The following is an 18,828-nucleotide window of genomic DNA, read 5'->3' on the forward strand; positions in this document are numbered from 1 at the left end:
TATTATGATAATAGAGTTTTAACTGTCCGTCAACAATTTAACCAGTTTTTGTTAATAAAAAAAAGAATAACATATATAAATTGTTATTCTTCTTCATCTTTTATAGAAAATTCTACATTTTCAATTATATTTGAATGTTTATCTTTTTTTGTAATATCTCTATATCTATTAATTTCTTCATTCACAATACCTATACTCCAAATTAATACTATAATATCGTCTATAAATCCAAATGCTCCAGTAAGCATCTCCGGGATTATATCAACTCCAGATACAAAGTATGATATAGTGAAAATCAAAACAGAAACTACTTTTACTTTATAAACTATATTGATTCTTTTATCAGTCATAAAATCAGGTAGTTTGAGTAAATCAAATATAAAAAGTAAACCAAATTTAGCATTTTTAAATCTCACTAAAATTTTTTTTAAAAAATCTAAAATTATATTAACGACTCTTCTTAGAGATTCCATATTTACCACCTCTTATAATTATAGGTTATTCTACATTATAACCGATATAATTAATTTGATGAGTATATTAGCTATAAATTTTATCAATTAGTATATATTTAAATTATAATAATTCAATTCCTGCACTACTACAATTTTTAATCATATCTTGTGGCCATACTCCAACTTGTACTTCTCCTATATGAGCTTTTTGTAAGAAATACATACATATTCTTGACTGACCAATACCTCCACCAATTGTATATGGAAGTTCACCATTTAAAAGCATCTTATGATAATCAAACTCTTTTCTTTCTTCACATTCAGCCAGTTTTAATTGTCTATCAAGAGACTCTTCATCAACCCTAATTCCCATTGAAGATAGTTCTAATGCAGAATCTAAAACAGGGTTATAAAATAATATATCTCCATTCAATTCCCAATCATCGTAGTCAGGGCTTCTTCCATCATGCTTTTCTCCTGACATTAGTGTCTTTCCTATTTGAGTTATAAATACAGCTTTCTTATCTTTTACAATTTTATCTTCTCTTTCCTTTGGAGATAGTTCTGGATACATATCTTCTAACTCTTGTGATGTTATAAATGTTATTTCTTCTGGCAATATTTCTTTTATACCTTCATACATGCTACATACAAATATTTCAGTATCTTTAAATACTCCATACAATCTTTTTACAATATCTTTCAAAGTTTTTTCATTTCTGCTACTTTTATCTATCACCAATTCCCAATCCCATTGGTCTACATAAAGAGAATGTATGTTATCTAATTCTTCATTTTTTCTTATCGCATTCATATCTGTATATAAACCACTACCAACTTCAAAGCCATATTTTTTAAGAGCTAATCTCTTCCATTTTGCAAGTGATTGAACAATTTCTGCATTTTTATTCATAAATGGTATATCAAAACTTACAGCCTTTTCTCCATTTAAATTATCATTTGCACCTGTTTCAGGTAATACAAATAATGGAGAAGAAACTCTTATTAGATTTAGCTCATTACTTAATCTCATTTCAAAAAAATCTTTTAATTTTTTTATAGCTACTTGTGTATCAATTACATTCAAACTACTTTTATAATCCTTTGGTATTATTGTACTCATATTATTCACTCCCTAGATTTATATATTTTTCCATTAAAAAAACCTCTCATCCCTATATAAAAGGGACGAAAGGTTATCTTTCCGCGGTACCACCCTGATTAGTTTAAAATAAATTTAAACCCAGCTCATAATGTACAGATATTACTCGATACATCCCAATATGATAACGGTTTGGTTCCGACTAAGCCTACTATTTTAAAATTTCGGTTAGCAACTCCAGGATGTTCTTCATTATAGACTTCATATTGGTCTCACACCATCACCAACTCGCTTTAACTACATTCTATAACTACTCTTCCTTTCAAAGTCTTTAAGAATTTAATCTAATAAAATTTAACTCTCTTATGTTTTCTATTTATTCATAATAGTATGATAAGTGATTAGTTAAAATTTGTCAAGTTTAATATTTTTTATTTCTATACATCCTATAAATTTTTACATATACTTATAAATTTTCAAATGTAGCCTTTAATCTATCCATACATTCTTTTAATAAAGACTGTGGGCATGCTACATTTATTCTTTCAAATCCTATTCCTTGTTTTCCAAATATATAGCCTTCATCAAATAATACATTAGCTTTCTTAAACATTAAATCTTCAAGTTCTATTTCATTCAATCCATATGCAGTAAAATCTAACCATGCTAAATACGTTCCTTCTGGATAAACAAGTTTTACTTTTGGTAAATTTTCTTTTAAGTATTCATCAATAAATTTTATATTACTATCTAAATATTCATTCAATTCATTAAGCCAATCTTCACTTTCATTATATGCTGCTATAGTAGCCACAATAGCAAAAGGATTTGGTGAAGTTCCAACTCCAACAGCTGTGACCTCTTCTTGATATTTCTTTTTTAATTCATTATTATTCACTATTATATTAGATAGTTGCATTCCAGCCAAATTAAACGTTTTACTTGGTGCTATACATGTAACTATTTTATCTTTATATTCTGGGCATAATGATTGTAAAGGAGTATGTTTAAATCCTTTTCTAATTAAGTCAGAATGTATCTCATCAGCTATTATCCATAAGTCATATTTTTTGCATATTTCTACAACTTTTTTTAATTCATCTTCCCTCCATACTCTGCCCACAGGGTTATGAGGACTACAAAGTATAAGTACTTTATTTTTACTACACTTAGCCTTTTCTTCTAAATCAACATAATCCATTCTATATGTGCCATTCTCATATATCAGAGGATTGTTTACAACTTCTCTATTATTACTTTTTATCTTAGCTTCAAATGGATAATACACTGGTTTTTGAACTATTACACCTTCATTAGAATCGGTTAATATTCTTACTAAAATAGCAACAGCTGGTACAACTCCTGGGCTAAAAATAATATCTTCTCTGTTTATCTCCCAGTTAAATCTTCTTTTATACCAACCACAAACTGCATTAAAGTATCTCTCGCTGTCATTAGAACTGTATCCAAATATTTTGTGGTCAACTTTTTTATGTAATGCTTCTATTATTGGCTCTGCACATTCAAAATCCATATCTGCAATCCAAAAAGGTAAACCATCTTTTTGTGCTTTTGGTGAACAATTAGTTCTAAAGTCCCATTTTACACAATCTGTCCCCACTCTATCTATTACTCGGTCAAAATTATATTTACTCATTTTACTCCTCCTAAAAATATAAATTTTATAATTATTACGTATATTACTAGATGTAATTTGGTGTCATTTTACAATTCTACATATTATAATAGTAACACTTTTTTGTCCAATAGATTAAAAATATACTTATTTTTATTGTCATAGTTTTTTTCAATGTTGCAAAAATAATTTCACCATATCAAAATAAGATTGCTCATATTAATTACATTTCAACTAATATAAGCAATCTTTTTCTACAATTTTTAAAATTCTAAATGTGGAATCATTAATTTATATATTACCCAATCTCTTTTCAACTAATCTACACCATATATCAACGCCATATTCTAAAGCTTTTGTATCGAATGTCACATTTGGATTATGAAATCCTGGTGTAGCATCAGCTCCCAATCCAATATATGTAGTTTTACATTTTAGTTTTTGTGTATAATAGTGAAAATCTTCTCCACCAGAATTTTTAAATATACCTATAGACGCATCTTCTCCCAATACATCTTTTATAGTTTCTTCAGCTAAGTTTACAAGCTCTTCGTCAAACTCTGCTGCTGGGACTCCATCTTTTGAAAGCAACACAGCTTCTGCATTTATAGAATTGGCAGAAGTTTTTACAGCATGTATTGCTTTTTCTTTTAATTCTTCTATTATCTCATTACTTTCTGCTCTTATATCTAAAGCCATAAATGCTTCATCTGGTATATTATTATATGTTTCTCCTTTAACAGATACATTTGTTACTTTTATAGAATTTGGTACAGCTGGATTTACTCTTATTGCATTTATTGCATTCACTGCTAAGCAAACAGCATCTACTGCATTTACTCCTAAATGCGGTTTAGAACCATGACAAGTAACACCTTTAATCGTAAATTCCATTATACAACTAGCACAATGATACATTGCAGGTATTGCCTTTCCCAATCTACAATCTTGTCCAGGTCTTAAGTGCATACCTACCATTTCTTCCACATCATCCAATAAACCAGAATCAATTACTCTTAATGCACCATATAACTTTTCTTCTCCTGGTTGAAAAAGTATTTTTAGAATTCCTCTCTTTACTAAATTTCTTTCTTTTATTAACTTTGCAGCTGTTAAAAGCATAGAAGTATGACCATCATGACCACAAGCATGTATCATTTTCTTTTCTCCATCTATTATAAATTCCAACGCATCCATATCTGCTCTTATAGCAAATACTGGTCCTTCTTTTTTAGAATCTATAGTTACTATAATACCAGTTCCTGCAATGCCTTTACTAATATCTTCAAAACCCATTTTTTCAAGTTCTTTTAAAACAAACTCCGATGTCTTGTATTCTTCAAACCCTTTTTCTGGTATAGTGTGTAAATAATCATACACTCTATGTACATATTCAATATAATTTTTATTAGTTTCCATAATATAACTCCTCCTCAGAATGTAAATCTTCTATTTATATTAAACTTTTCTTATAATTACCTATACTACGAAATAATTCATTATAAGCATTGCAATACAACCATTTAAAGTTGCTATAACAAACATATGTGGATAATATTTTGTCTTTAATTCAGCAGTCCCTAAGAGTCTACCCATAAATTGTATCTGAGCTCCTGAAAGCAATAACATTGGTAAAAGAATTGCAACATGTGCTTGGCTTATCTGACCTGCTGTAAATAGACCTGCTATTACTCCAGATGCACCTCCCATTGATATAAATATTGTCATTATTGCAGTTGCTGCAACACCTGGAAGTCCAAATATACTCATTACAGGCGTAAATATTGTCCCTATTAAATCCAAAAGACCTGTTAAATTAAATATAGAAATTATAGCAAAACCGAATATAACATTTGGAGCCATTGAATTTGTACTTATTTGAAATCCATTTCTAGCTCCTCCAATAAATGCGTCTATTACATTCCCTTTCTTAGCTTTTACTTCTTTTTTTGCTACCTCACTCATATTAAACTTCCTCCTTGTCAAATTTATTTAAATATAGTCTAAGTAAGTTTGCTCCAACAAACTTCATAATTAATATTAAAGCAAGTGGTATAAATATTGGAACATCTCCGATAAATGGAAACAATGCTGCTCCAGAAGCAAAGAAGTTCGTGATTGCAGATGCACCTGAAAACTGAAATGCACAAAATACAGCTTTTTGTTTATCATCTATATATCCATCATCTTTAAGTTCTTTAGTCATAGATGCAGCTGCATCAGTAGATTGTAAACTAGCTATTAAAGTTAACCCTGCAAATCCAGGCAATCCTAGTAATGGTTTTAATAGAGGACTAAGAAGTTTTTGAGCTGCCTTCATTCCATCTAAATGGTCTATAACTCTAACTATTCCAAGTGCAAACATAACTGATGGTATCAGTGTCAATGCGTATAACCACCCATCTCTAGGACCAGTGCCTCCATCTCCTCTAAAATTTGCAGCTAATGTACCTACACCATCATTAACTGTTCCTAATGTTCCAAAAGAACCCAATACATTGTTAAAATCCAATACTTTTAATGGCCCTGATGCATCTTTAAATATTCCTGAAAAGAATAATGCACCCAAGATTAATGCTACATACCCATACCATTTTACCTCTACTTTTTCTGTTGTTGATTCTAATTTGCTCATTTAAATTCTCCCTCCTGTTTAAATAAAATTTATTAGTATATCTCTTTAATAAGCAAAATTTATGCCAATAACTTAATAATAATGTTTTTGTATATATCTTTTTATTGTAAATTTATTCCATTCAGTAAATTGCTTATAATTACTAACTTCTAAAGTCTACAAATACCTTATTTTTTTTACTGCCTATTAAAACATACTTATTTAAATAAAAACACACATTATTTATTTCTTAAAAAATATTTATAAATAGGTTTTTATAGGATAAAAACCTACAAAAACCTTTTTTTGATTGAATTTCTAAATTTATCATCTTATTTGTTGTATAATATAACTTACCTTATACTTTAAAAAATAAAATAAATACTACTTTGTTAGGAGAAATAAAATGGATAAAAAGAAATTAATCCTTATAACATACGATAAATTGAATAGTAATCATTACAAAGAAGAGTTAATAAACTTTTTTGGAGATGAGATAATAATAGAAACACAAAATATACTCGATGGTATAAAAGAAAATTTAGAAGGAGACGTTGTACTTTCTCTATCACCTTTAACTAGTAATTTTTTAATAAAACATTTTAAAGAAGATATTGAAATTATCCATGGAACAAAAGCACTTTCAAAGCTTGGTTATGAAAAAATGATGCAACTACCTCCTGGTACAAAATCATTACTTATGACAACTAATAAAACATCCGCATTTGAAATGGCTACTTACCTATATAAAATTGGGATAAATCATATAGATTTTGTACCAACATATCCAGATTGTAACGAAATATATGATTTAGATACAGCTATAACGCCAGGACAAATTAGATTTATACCAAAATACATAAAAAACATAGTTGATTTAGGATGGAGAAAAATTTCATTAGATACATATATGTCATTACTAGTGGTATTAAAATTAAAAAATGAAAAATTTATAGAAAGATTATACAAATTATCCAAGGAAACACTCAGTCATGACTTTTTAAATACATCATTAGATAATATATCTAAATTAAAAACTATACTTTACATGACTATTGATGAAATAGGGGATGGTTTAATATTTTTTAACACCTTCAACAAAGTTACCTTTGTAAATAAGTCTTTACTTAACATGTTGGAACTAGATGAAAAGCTTATAAAATCTCCATCTTTAATGGATTATCTACCAAAGAGTTTTTTACATAAAATTACGAAGAATTTAAACATAGATAATATGATTATATACATAGATGAAATAGATAAAAAATTCATACTTTCTAAAAAACCATTTTATCTTTATAAAAATATAGAAGGTTGCTTAGTTACCTTAAAAGATGTAAACGATATAGAGATATTAGAACAGAAAATAAGAAGTGATTCTGTTAAAAGAGGTTATGTAGCTAAATATAAATTTAATAATATTATTGGAAATAGTGTGGTTATAAAAGATTGTATTGAAAAAGCAAAGAAAATGGCCCTTACAGACAATCCTATATTAATAACAGGTGAAACAGGAACAGGTAAAGAAGCCTTCATTCAATCAATACATAACCATTCAAATAGAAAAAATAAACCTTTTGTAGCCATAAATTGTGCTTCATTACCAAGCGAGCTACTTGAAAGTGAGCTATTCGGATATGAAGATGGTTCTTTTACTGGTGCAAAAAAGGGTGGAAAAAAAGGATTATTTGAATTAGCTCATACTGGTACTATATTTTTAGATGAAATAGGAGATATGCCACATAATTTACAAGTTAAACTTCTGAGAGTTTTACAAGAAAAAGAAATCAGAAAAATTGGTGGTACAAGCATCATTCCAATTGATGTAAGGATATTAGCTGCCACAAATAAAGACTTAGAAAAATTAATCATAGAAAATAAATTTAGGATGGATTTATTTTATAGAATAAGTATGTTTACTTTGGACTTACCTCCTCTTAGAAAGAGATTAGAAGATATCCCACTTCTTTTAGAATCATTTTTAAAAGAACTTCCCTATAAAAATGTTAAACTAGATAAATATCTTTTAGAGACTTTAAATTCCTACACTTGGATGGGTAATATTAGGGAATTAAGAAATTGTATTGAATATATGGCTTACATGGGTTCTAATTATCTTACAATAAATGATTTACCTCAAAATATATCTTCAAAATTAAATAATCATCATGTATCAAATAATATCTCTATATTTCATGAATTAAGTCAATATGACAAAAACATATGTATTTCTATTTTAAAATCATTATATATGAAACCCATGGGAAGGACAAAACTAATGAAATTTATGGAATATAATGTCACAGAATATGAAGTAAGAAATATGCTAGAATATTTGACACACAATGGATACTTATCTTCTAGTAAAGGAAGAAAAGGTTCCACTTTAACCGAAAAAGGCATAAAAATAATAGAAAATAATATAATTTAAATCTATAGTAATTCATATTTACTTTATCAAGTTTTATATATCTATAAGATTTTATTTTTTTATAAGTTTTTATATAAAATAATAAAACTCATTTATTATCAGAAAAAGCTATGAAATTAGTATTTTATTACTAATCTCATAGCTTTTAATATTAATAGATTAATTGATTTAAAATTACTAATTGATAATTATAAAGTACATCTGTTAAAGGTGCAAATTCAGCACCAATTCCAAATTTTAATTCTGCAAATGCCTCTAAATAATCTGGTTCACTTACATCTTCTTGTGTCAAGTCACCCTTTACCATTTCACTAGCAAGATAGATTGCTAATGATGGTATAAAAGCATCCATTGGCATAGGATATCCGCCAAGTCTATTTGACATACCAGCAGCCTTAGCTTTTTCACTTATCATATCGTTTATTTTATCATAATTTTGAGCATCTTTTTTAGATATTTTTAATCCCATAACCTCAGGATATGTTTGTATTGGTGATGGATTACTTTGCTCTGCAACTATATACTTTAACTCTAAAGCCTTCGTTAATATAACTTCGTCCACATACTCATTTACACCAAATACATTTATGTCTTTTCCATATTTTTTAACTTGTTTTTCAATATCTTCATTTAAAAATTGCTTGACTTTATTTTTATCTTCTTCAGTATTCATGTTTGGTGTATCCACTTGTACAAATTGCAATCCTATATTTTTACAAGCCTCTTTAATCTTCTCTAGTCTTTTGGCTATATTAGCATCTTTTAAGTCATCTTTAGAAGCATAATGAATAAAAGCCTTTGCTCCCATTTCTTTTGAATGTTCTGCTAACAACTTTCCTCTTTCCTCTATATTAATTCCTAAATTCACATCAACATACTGGCTTAATTGATTCTTGTCATCTCCCATAGGTGCAGAAATAGTTATTATTTCTGAACGCTTTTCCTTTACCTTTTGTAACGCTGGTAAAAGACCTGCTTGATCTGTAGATACTACAATTGCCTGAATTTCTTTATCATCAGCCAATTTTACTATTTGATTTATAGCGTTATCTATATTAGAAGTAAAGTTTTCTGGTAATACAACATGCTTTATAGTTTGTTTAACTTTAGCTTTACCATCTTTGTCTTTATCAATTTTATTCTCTTCTTCATACTCTTTTGCCAACTCTTCTACTATATTATACTGTACTTTGTTTTCAGATAATGGTTGAGTCACTACTGCAACTTTAAAGTCATCTATAATTTCCTTTTTATCTTTCTTGCCTGTAAGCAAACTACAGCCTGTAAGTCCAATAATTAAACATATGGATAGCATAAATGCTGTTATTTTTCTAAGCATTAGTTAAAACCTCCTAAATTTGTACTTTCTTATCACTATTACTAATTTTATCATACTTCAAAGAAAAATTATATTATAAAAAATTATATACACATTATTGTACTTCAATCTAAAAAGTACTATGGGTAGATTAGGTTTTGATTAAACCTACCCATAGTACTAAAAAAATTATATATTATAAAATTAAATTAATTACAAATTATTATGCTACTTGTTTGTTGCTTTTTATGAAGTTACCAACTATTCCACCCAATATAGCTGGTATTACCCAGTTAAAGCCCAAACCTGCAAGTGGTAAGCTTTGTATAAATGGAACAGCTCCTGTCATTCCATTTACAGCAGATAATAAACTAACCACTAATGTAACATATGCTGCACCTTTAAATGCGTTATCATTCTTTATATTTTTACCAGCCAACTCCATGATAACTATTGCTAATAAAACAGGATATATAGTTTGTAGGATTGGAACTGATATAGCTATTATAGAATCAACACCTAAATTTGATATAAGCATACTAGCTATACATATCCCTATAACTAGTTGTTTGTAAGTTGCCTTGCTTATTCCTTCAAAATAAGTTGATATTGATGCTGTTAAACCTGTAGAAGTAGTAAGACAGGCAAGTGCTACAATTATACCTAAAATTACCTTTCCTACTTGACCATATAATAGTATACTAGTTATTTCAACTAATAAAGATGCTTGAGGAACACTAGTATCATATATTGTTGAAACTGTTGCACCTAAATAAGTAAGACCTCCATATACTAATGCTAGAAATACACAAGCTACAAAACCAGCTTTAATAGTCATTCCTATTTGGTCTTTATCTGATGTATATCCTTTACCTACTATAGACATCAACATTATAGTTGCCATAGATGCTGCTCCTAGAGCATCCATTGTCTGATAACCTTGTGATATACCTTCACCAAATAGATTTCTATCTATCATATGCTCTGGACTCATAGGTCCTGCTGGTGAAATTATACCTTTTACTATTAAAACAAATAATACTAATAATAACGCTGGAGTTAAATACTTACCTATTATGTCTATAACCTTAGAAGACCTAATTGTAAATGCTAAAGTCAATCCAAAGAAGATTACTGAAAATATTGCTTTAGCTACTGGTCCATGGTCTCCAAATATTGGTATAATACCCATTTCATATGTTGTTGCGCAAGTTCTTGGTATAACAAGAAGTGCCAAACATGCTAGAGCAGCTACACTCATTACTCTTGCTAATCCTTTACCAGCTCTCCTAAGTACATCATCCATGCTTCCCTTACATCTTGCTGTTGCTATAATAACAAGCATTGCTATACCAGCATCTGCAACAACAAAGCCAACAAGAGGAATTAACCAGTCTTTGCCGGATTCCATTCCTAAAAATGGAGGGAACATAAGATTTCCTGCGCCAAAGAACATAGAAAATAAAGCAAAACCAACTATAAAAATATCTCTCATCTGCTTACTCACACTAAACTACCCCCTTTGAAAATATTTTGAATATTAAGATAATCTTACTTTATTTTCATAAAAATGTCAATCTGGTAAAAATTCACACATTGTTAACGTTTTCCCAATTTATTTCATGAATATTTTTTTCATTTTATGATAATTCCCATCAATTTCGTTAAATCAATTGCTTGTGATACATCAAAGATAGCTCCTCTAATATCGTTTATTCCAACCTCAATTCCTTCAATATTATTAGTAGTAAAATCTACACCAGAAAGTCTAGCTCCATTAAAATTTGCTTTTCTAAGATTTGTATACTCGAATACCAAGTTATCATTTTTTACTTCTTGAAAGACAGAATTTTCAAAATTTGAATCTAAAATAGAAACTATCTTAAATTTAGAGAATGAAAAGTTAGAATACTTACCTAAAACATCCTTGAACAAAACGTTTTTAAGTATACAATCATCAAATCTAACTCCTATCAATTTACTGTCTTTAAATTCAACTCTATATATACTTCCTTCATCAAAAAATGTATTTGATAAATTACAATTTTCAAACACCACATCCAGTAAATCAATCTTTTTTAAGTTACAATTTTCAAAAGATACATTTCTAAATATACAAGACTCAAAGCTAACTCTTACAGCATCTAAATCACTTATAATTTCATTTTCTATAATTTTATTAAATATTTTTTCATCATTAAGTATATCATCAAGTATATTTTCAAAATTTTCAATAGTTTCTAATTCCCCTGTAAATTTAGGCTTTTGTACTTTAATAATTTTAGTCATTTTCCCCTCCACTATAAATTATATTCTTTTTATCATTGTTTTATTTAATATATTAACTTAATATATATATTTAATATATTAAAAAGTTTTTACGAAATATTCTTGTATTCAGTACATTTATAATTATATCACAAACTTAACTATAATAAACTTCCATTAATAGTATAAGGTATATAGGTATAGCTTGTTCTATTCTCATACGTATTTTATTATTGAAGATAATAATTTTTAATAATAATAACCTTAATTTTTTATAAAATCGACAAAAAAAACGAATAATTTCATTAAATTTATTGTAAATAATACAATATTACGATATAATACAACAGAAAAACAAATAGAAAATGTTCATATAATATTAGTAATATGGTCTAATAGTTTCTACAAACTCACCTTAAATGAGTTTTCTATGAATAGAATGTCAACTTTGAATATATATTCTATTCTATCTATATGAATATATATTTTTTTGTTTATATCTTAAGTTTTTTGGAGGTAAAAATGGTACCAAACACTAACAATGTACAACCAGATGGAAATAATTCATCACTAAGCTTTTTAGACAAAATGTTTAAATTCAGCGAACGTGGCTCTAATCTTAAAACAGAAGTGATAGGTGGAGTTACTACATTCTTAACAATGGCATATATAGTTTTCGTAAATCCAGCAATATTATCTGAAGCTGGTATGGATAAAGCCGCACTTATAACTGTTACTATATTAGCTACAGCCATTGGTACACTTATATTTGCACTTTTAGGAAATGCTCCATTTGCTCTAGCACCTGGTATGGGATTAAATGCATTTTTCACATACTCTTTGGTTATAGGAGCAGGAATTCCGTGGCAAACAGGTCTTGGGGTAGTCTTTTTATCTGGATGTGTATTCTTTACACTCGCAGTAACTGGTCTTCGAAAGACCATTGCAGACGCGATTCCTAGAGAATTAGCAGTAGCATCTTCAGCAGGTATAGGTCTTTTCCTTGCTTTTGTTGGTTTAAAAAATATGGGTGTTATAATAGCAAATCCAGACACTATAGTTTCACTTGCAGATTTTACACCAACAGTTTTAATAGCTCTTTTTGCTCTTATCTTAATGGCAATATTAGAATATAAGAAAGTTAAAGGTGGAATATTAATAAGTATCGTTGTTGCAACAATAATATCTATTATATTTGGATTTGTAGAATTACCAACAGCAATAATTTCAAAACCACCTAGTATAGCACCAATTGCTTTTAAATTAGATATTGTAGGAGCATTGAAATTCTCATTAATTGGACCTATATTCTCTTTTATGTTTATAGATATGTTTGATTCATTAGCATTTCTTATTACTTGCTGTAAACAAATGGGTCTTGAAGATGAAAATGGCGAAATAAAAGATTTAGGAAAAATGTTATATGCAGATGTTTCTTCTACTTTAATAGGTTCATTCTTAGGAACTAGTACAGTTACAACATTTGGAGAATCTGCTTCTGGTATAGCAGCAGGTGCAAGAACTGGTCTTGCTTCAATAGTAACAGCAGCATTATTCTTAGCTACACTTATATTTACACCATTACTTGGTGTAGTTCCTACTTATGCTGCAGCACCTGCACTTGTAATGGTTGGTGTGTTCATGTTTGAAAGCATAAAACAAATTGATTTTGCTGATAGTAAAATAGCAGTACCTGCTTTTGTCACAGTTTTATTAATGCCTTTGACTTATAGTATAAGTATTGGTTTATGCTTTGGATTTATTTCATATATAATAATGCATGTTGTAGCTAAAGAAACTAATAAAATCAGTATTACACTTTGGGTTATAGGTTTACTTGCAGTTGTAAACTTAGTTCTAAGTTAATAGTTTAAAATATATAAAATAAAATCTTATTTATTTTAAATTTTATGAATAGCAAAATCAATTTTATATATAAATTGATTTTGCTATTAACTTTGTATAGAAAATTTATTATCATAATATGTAGATACAAAAATATATAGAAAAGGAAGGATACTTATGTCACAATTACTTATAAAAAATGCATATCTAATTACTATGAATGCAGATAGAGAAGTATACGAGAATGGAAGTATACTTATTGAAAATAACATTATAAAAAAGGTTGGTAAGTTTGATAGTAATATTGCTGATAAAGATGCCGAGATATACGATGCTAAAGGAAAAATATTAATGCCAGGATTAGTAAATACACATGTTCATTTATCTCAACAATTAGAACGTGGTCTTGCAGATGATGTTGTACTTTTAACTTGGCTTAGAGAAAGAATCTGGCCATTTGAAAGTAGCTTTAATTATGAAGATTCATTAATTTCATCCACTGCATGTTGTATTGAGTTGATAAAATCTGGTGTTACTACATTTTTAGAATCTGGTGGTCAATATGTAGACGCTATGGTTGAAGCGGTTGACAAAACTGGACTTAGAGCATGTTTAGCTAAATCGGTTATGGATACAGGAGATGGGCTTCCTGAGGCATGGCAAAAAACTACTGATGAAGAAATCAATACTCAATTAGATTTATTCCACAAATTTAATAATACATCTAATGAGAGAATTAAAATATGGTTTGCATTAAGAACTATTTTTAATACAACAGACGAATTACTTGTTAGGACTAAACAACTAGCTGATAAGTACGATACAGGTATACATATGCATATTGCTGAAATAGCTGATGAGATTTCATTTGTAAAACAAAATAATGGAGTTGGAACAGTTGAGTATCTTGATAAGTTGGGTGTGTTAGGTCCAAACCTTTTAGCTGCTCATACAGTTTGGCTTACTCATAAAGAAATTGATTTATTTAGATTACATGATGTAAAAGTTTCTCATAATCCAGCTGCAGCTATGAAAGTAGTTCTAGGGTTTGCATCAATTCCTGAAATGTTGGAAAAAGGAATGCCAGTTTCAATTGGTACTGATGGCGCACCTTCAAATAATAGAATGGACCTTATGAGAGATATGTATTTAACTTCATTAATACATAAAGGTAGAACTTTAAATCCAACAGTCATTCCTGCTGAAGAGGTATTAGAAATGGCTACTCTAAATGGAGCAAAATGTGCTCTATTGGAAAAAGAAATTGGTAGTCTTGAAGTAGGAAAAAAAGCTGACATGATTATTCTAAATCCAGATACAATTCATAGTTTACCAATGCATAATCCAATTGGAAATATAGTTTATTCTATGACTAGTGAAAATGTAGACTCTACAATTTGTGATGGTAAATGGCTAATGAAAGAAAGAAAAGTATTAGTTGTAAATGAATCTGAATTGTTAAATAAGGTTAAAGAACAAGCTTCTAAAATAAAAGAAAAGGCTGAAGTTACAATTCCTTCTAAATTTAAAATCATAAAATAATACAAATTTCAATTGTTTTGTAAATATGAATATATAATTCTAATTATACATCATATATACAAAACAATTGTTTTTTTAAGAAAATAATTTAGTCATATATTCGTTTTATCTAACAACAAGAAAAAATATATTAAACTTTACATTTATTACCTTTATACTTAGTTATATCATTACAACACATTAGACAAGCCCCTTTTTCTTCATTCCATTCTATATATGAAGCATTTGCACTACTCCAAACATTAAGATTGTCATTATACATCTCAATTGTACAAGACCTTTTTTCTTCATTAAGTTCATTCATTGGACAAATTTCACATGGCTCATCTCTACCCCAAAATGCCTTGTAGCATAGTTGATTTATCTTTGCATTTGGAGCAATACTTAATGTCTTTTGGTTTATGAATAATAGTTCATAAGTATTTTTGTTTATTACATAAGTCCATGAATTAAGATTATCCATAATCACTTTTGTAGTCTCATAAGATTTTATTAATTTATCTTGTTTATGCTTGTTAATCAAAAATACACTTAAGATTTCTGATATAAATGTCAATGATTCTATTTCTTCCTTGGTCCAAAATCTATTTCCATTACATTCATCAAATCCTACATATCCACTAAATTCGCCTTCATCTAAGATTGCACACTGCAACATAGATACAATACCCTGTGCTTTCAATATTTCATATAATCCACCTTTAAGTGTAGATATATCTTTACAATAAAAAATCCCTCTCTCATTAAAATATTGCTTATAATCTCCAATTACACTGTAGTATACTTCTCTAAGATTATCTATTTCTGGTTTAATACCATCATTACACCATTCAAATGTATTGCTACAATAAGTATTATCATCTGAATTTTCAAATACATATGCACGACTTACATTATAAGACCTGCCAACTAATTCCAATATAAAATTTACTGCTGTATCAACATCTTTAGATTCATATAAAATTCTAAATATATACTCAGAAAGATTTTGTTTAAATGTAGATTTGCTCTTGTACACATCATCAATATCTTCTTCTCCACCTAACACAGAAGTAAAATTTTTAGCTCTTATTCTTTTACTATCTATAGTTTGACTATTATTTTCACATATCCAATAGCAATCTTTACCCTTATCTTTTGCAACATATAGTGAATTGTCTGCACTTTTAAAAAGTTCATTAAAGTTTTTACCATGTTGAGGATAAATAGCAATCCCTATGCTTCCAGAAATTTTATAATCTTTATTTTTTCCTGTAAATGAACGTCTAAATAAATTCATTAAATCATCTGCTTTTTGCTTTAGTATTTCTTCTGAATTCAAGTTTTTTAGAAGAATTAAAAACTCATCTCCTCCTATACGTCCAATAATATCACTTTCTCTAAAAATATTTATAAATTTAGATGCTATATCATTTAAAACTGCATCTCCAAATAAATGCCCTAGATTATCATTAATTCTCTTGAAATCATCAATATCTATTATAAATAATGCACTACTACATTCCCTACCTTCATTTTCTAAATAATTTCTAACTAAATCTTCTGTTGTAATTTTATTATATAATCCTGTAAGTAAGTCTCTCTGTGCTCTATTTTTAAGTTCGTCATTATTTCTTTTTTCTTTATCTATATCTACAACAATACCTATAACACGTGTACATTGATTGTGCTTATCAATAATACTAGATAATCTAACTTTACACCAAATATATTCATTTTTTCCTTTTCTAAATCTAAGTTCTGTTTCATTATATGCATTATTGCCTTCCATAGCACTAGTGAAAAGGTCTATATATTTTGATATATCATCTTTGTATATCATTTCCCTTTCTAACATATTCTCAATTAGATTATTTCTCACTGGTTTGTATCCAAATTTCTTCTCCCATTTGTCAGAAATGTTTACTGTATCTGTATTTAGGTTCCACTCAAAGACAATGTTATTCTCTTGGTCCATAACAATTCTATAGCACTCTTCACTTACATCTAATTGTTCTTGTGCTGACTTACTTGATGTAATATCAATCACAACACAATACACCCATGAATCTCCATATTTATCTTTTACTATTTGTCCTTTATCTAATAACCAACGTATCTCTCCATCTGAATGAACTACTCTATATTCAACTTCAAGTATATTGCCATTTTTTAGTTGCCTTTCTAGTTCATTTTTAACTATTTCACGGTCATCTTCATATATAACATTTAACAATTTGTTATCGAAAAATGATTCAATCTCTTCTTTTGTATATCCCAATAAATTTTGATATCCTTCATTAACAAAATTAAATATGTAGTTTCCATCACAACTATATTTATATACTCCTCCAGGAATGTTTGAAGTCAGCACTTTTAAGTCATCATTTATTCTTTTTAGCTCTTCAGAATTATTGACCATGGTATCAATCAAATTATTGAAAGCTTTGATAATTTTAGCATATTCATTATTTTTATCAAGATTAAATCTTATACTCGTATCTCCATCTCTTATTTTTTCTATGCCTTCAATTAACTTACCCATAGGATTTAAAAAGTGTTTTTTTACATATACAGAGATTAGACATATAAAAAATATAATCAAAACCATAAAAAGTAATACAACAAATATAGCCCTATCAATTGGCTTCATTATCTCTGACTCTTCTACACTACTTAATATAAACCATCCATCTGATACTTCAGAATAATACCCAATATTTTTGATATTATCTTCAGAGTAACTTATAAACCCATCTGGATTATTTTTTAAATTTGTAGATTTCCATTCATTAAAAAAACTTTCATCGTCTATTATATTTTTATATTTATATTTACCATCATTAGAAACTACATTTCCTATAGAATCAATCACAATCATTTTACCTGTATCAAAAGAAGGTATATCATTTATTGTACTTTTAATATAGTCTGTATCTACAATAAAGGACACAAAACCTTGATATTCATTGTTGAGCCAAATTGGATATCCCATTACAAAGTTTCTTTTACTTATATAAAAACTCTTTTTATTATTTATGTTAGAGATTTTAAAACTATCTTGTGGTAAACCTTTAAACTCTGACCCTGACATTAGTGCCTTTTTATTAATAATATTTTCATCACTTGATGCAACTACTACATCATTTTTATCAATAAGCGACATTCTAAGCAAAAACTTTTCCTTACTATTAATATCTCTTAATATACTATTTATATTTTCTTGTTTTAATCTATCATCTATAATTCTCCTATTTTCATTATATAGATATTCTTGAATTAAAGAAATTTGAGAAGTTGTTTTTAATGTAACTTCTTTTTGGCTAAAATAACTCTTTAATCGCTTTGATTCTATTATTGTGGCTGTTTTAATGTTATTTTTCATCAATTCATTAGAATTATTAGTAAACTTATGTATACAAATTCCAGCAATAATTATTGATGGAATTATTGAAACTAATATAAGAATAATAAATATTTTTTTTTGTATCTTCATAAGTTCTCCCCCTATTTTTAATAAACAATATAAATATAAATTTCTTTAAATATTTACTATTCATTTATTTGACTTATAAAACTTATGTATTTATTCCCCAAAATTAAAACTATATTTACAGATTTCAAATCAAAATTATTTA

The 18,828-nt window shown here is 28.0% G+C and carries 13 protein-coding genes, 1 riboswitch and 1 other annotated feature; of the genes, 3 read left to right on the top strand and 10 right to left on the bottom strand.

Annotation, left to right across the window (positions count from 1 at the left end; genetic code table 11):
* Positions 1-83 precede the first annotated feature (83 nt).
* The 6 genes from ACTG45_RS14940 to ACTG45_RS14965 form a co-directional block, all read right to left on the bottom strand.
* Positions 84-473, bottom strand: coding sequence for a YkvA family protein (locus ACTG45_RS14940; RefSeq protein ID WP_021385599.1), 390 nt, complete (start codon positions 471-473; stop codon positions 84-86).
* A gap of 103 nt (positions 474-576) precedes the next feature.
* Positions 577-1,578, bottom strand: a complete 1,002-nt coding sequence (gene asnA, locus ACTG45_RS14945) for an aspartate--ammonia ligase (RefSeq protein ID WP_021385601.1) — start codon at positions 1,576-1,578, stop codon at positions 577-579.
* A gap of 58 nt (positions 1,579-1,636) precedes the next feature.
* Positions 1,637-1,892: a binding site (T-box leader), on the bottom strand.
* A gap of 131 nt (positions 1,893-2,023) precedes the next feature.
* Entirely contained in the window at positions 2,024-3,214 is a 1,191-nt protein-coding gene (locus ACTG45_RS14950) for a MalY/PatB family protein (RefSeq protein WP_479919277.1), read from the bottom strand.
* A 270-nt stretch (positions 3,215-3,484) separates the two neighbouring features.
* Entirely contained in the window at positions 3,485-4,612 is a 1,128-nt protein-coding gene (locus tag ACTG45_RS14955; RefSeq protein ID WP_021385645.1) for a M20 peptidase aminoacylase family protein, read from the bottom strand.
* Positions 4,613-4,672: 60 nt separating this feature from the next.
* On the bottom strand, positions 4,673-5,158 hold the full coding sequence (locus tag ACTG45_RS14960) for a YjiG family protein (protein ID WP_021385587.1): 486 nt from the start codon (positions 5,156-5,158) through the stop codon (positions 4,673-4,675).
* Position 5,159: 1 nt separating this feature from the next.
* Positions 5,160-5,828, bottom strand: a complete 669-nt coding sequence (locus tag ACTG45_RS14965) for a nucleoside recognition domain-containing protein (RefSeq protein ID WP_021385630.1) — start codon at positions 5,826-5,828, stop codon at positions 5,160-5,162.
* Between the two features lie 385 nt (positions 5,829-6,213).
* Here ACTG45_RS14965 and ACTG45_RS14970 point away from each other — a divergent pair, with 385 nt between their 5' ends.
* Entirely contained in the window at positions 6,214-8,238 is a 2,025-nt protein-coding gene (locus tag ACTG45_RS14970; RefSeq protein ID WP_021385602.1) for a sigma-54 interaction domain-containing protein, read from the top strand.
* Between the two features lie 151 nt (positions 8,239-8,389).
* Here ACTG45_RS14970 and ACTG45_RS14975 read toward each other — a convergent pair whose 3' ends face one another.
* From ACTG45_RS14975 to ACTG45_RS14985, 3 genes are all read right to left on the bottom strand, one after another.
* Positions 8,390-9,577, bottom strand: a complete 1,188-nt coding sequence (locus ACTG45_RS14975; protein ID WP_479919278.1) for a DUF3798 domain-containing protein — start codon at positions 9,575-9,577, stop codon at positions 8,390-8,392.
* A 202-nt stretch (positions 9,578-9,779) separates the two neighbouring features.
* Positions 9,780-11,051, bottom strand: coding sequence for a branched-chain amino acid transport system II carrier protein (gene brnQ / locus ACTG45_RS14980; protein WP_479918802.1), 1,272 nt, complete (start codon positions 11,049-11,051; stop codon positions 9,780-9,782).
* Positions 11,052-11,191: 140 nt separating this feature from the next.
* Positions 11,192-11,845 carry a pentapeptide repeat-containing protein gene (locus ACTG45_RS14985; protein ID WP_021385622.1) on the bottom strand — a complete coding sequence of 218 codons (654 nt, stop codon included), beginning with the start codon at positions 11,843-11,845 and terminating at the stop codon, positions 11,192-11,194.
* A 328-nt stretch (positions 11,846-12,173) separates the two neighbouring features.
* A riboswitch (purine riboswitch) is annotated at positions 12,174-12,275 on the top strand.
* 71 nt (positions 12,276-12,346) lie between these two features.
* Between ACTG45_RS14985 and ACTG45_RS14990 the strand changes: the two genes are divergently transcribed.
* Together ACTG45_RS14990 and ACTG45_RS14995 are read left to right on the top strand one after the other, a co-directional pair.
* Positions 12,347-13,690 (top strand): NCS2 family permease, encoded by a 1,344-nt coding sequence (locus ACTG45_RS14990; protein WP_021385637.1) that lies wholly within the window; start codon positions 12,347-12,349, stop codon positions 13,688-13,690.
* A 156-nt stretch (positions 13,691-13,846) separates the two neighbouring features.
* Positions 13,847-15,211 (top strand): amidohydrolase, encoded by a 1,365-nt coding sequence (locus tag ACTG45_RS14995; protein ID WP_021385610.1) that lies wholly within the window; start codon positions 13,847-13,849, stop codon positions 15,209-15,211.
* Between the two features lie 130 nt (positions 15,212-15,341).
* Here ACTG45_RS14995 and ACTG45_RS15000 read toward each other — a convergent pair whose 3' ends face one another.
* Positions 15,342-18,686, bottom strand: coding sequence for a diguanylate cyclase domain-containing protein (locus tag ACTG45_RS15000; protein WP_479919279.1), 3,345 nt, complete (start codon positions 18,684-18,686; stop codon positions 15,342-15,344).
* Between the last annotated feature and the right edge of the window lie 142 nt (positions 18,687-18,828).

The organism is Clostridioides sp. LIBA-7602 (genome assembly GCF_056688945.1).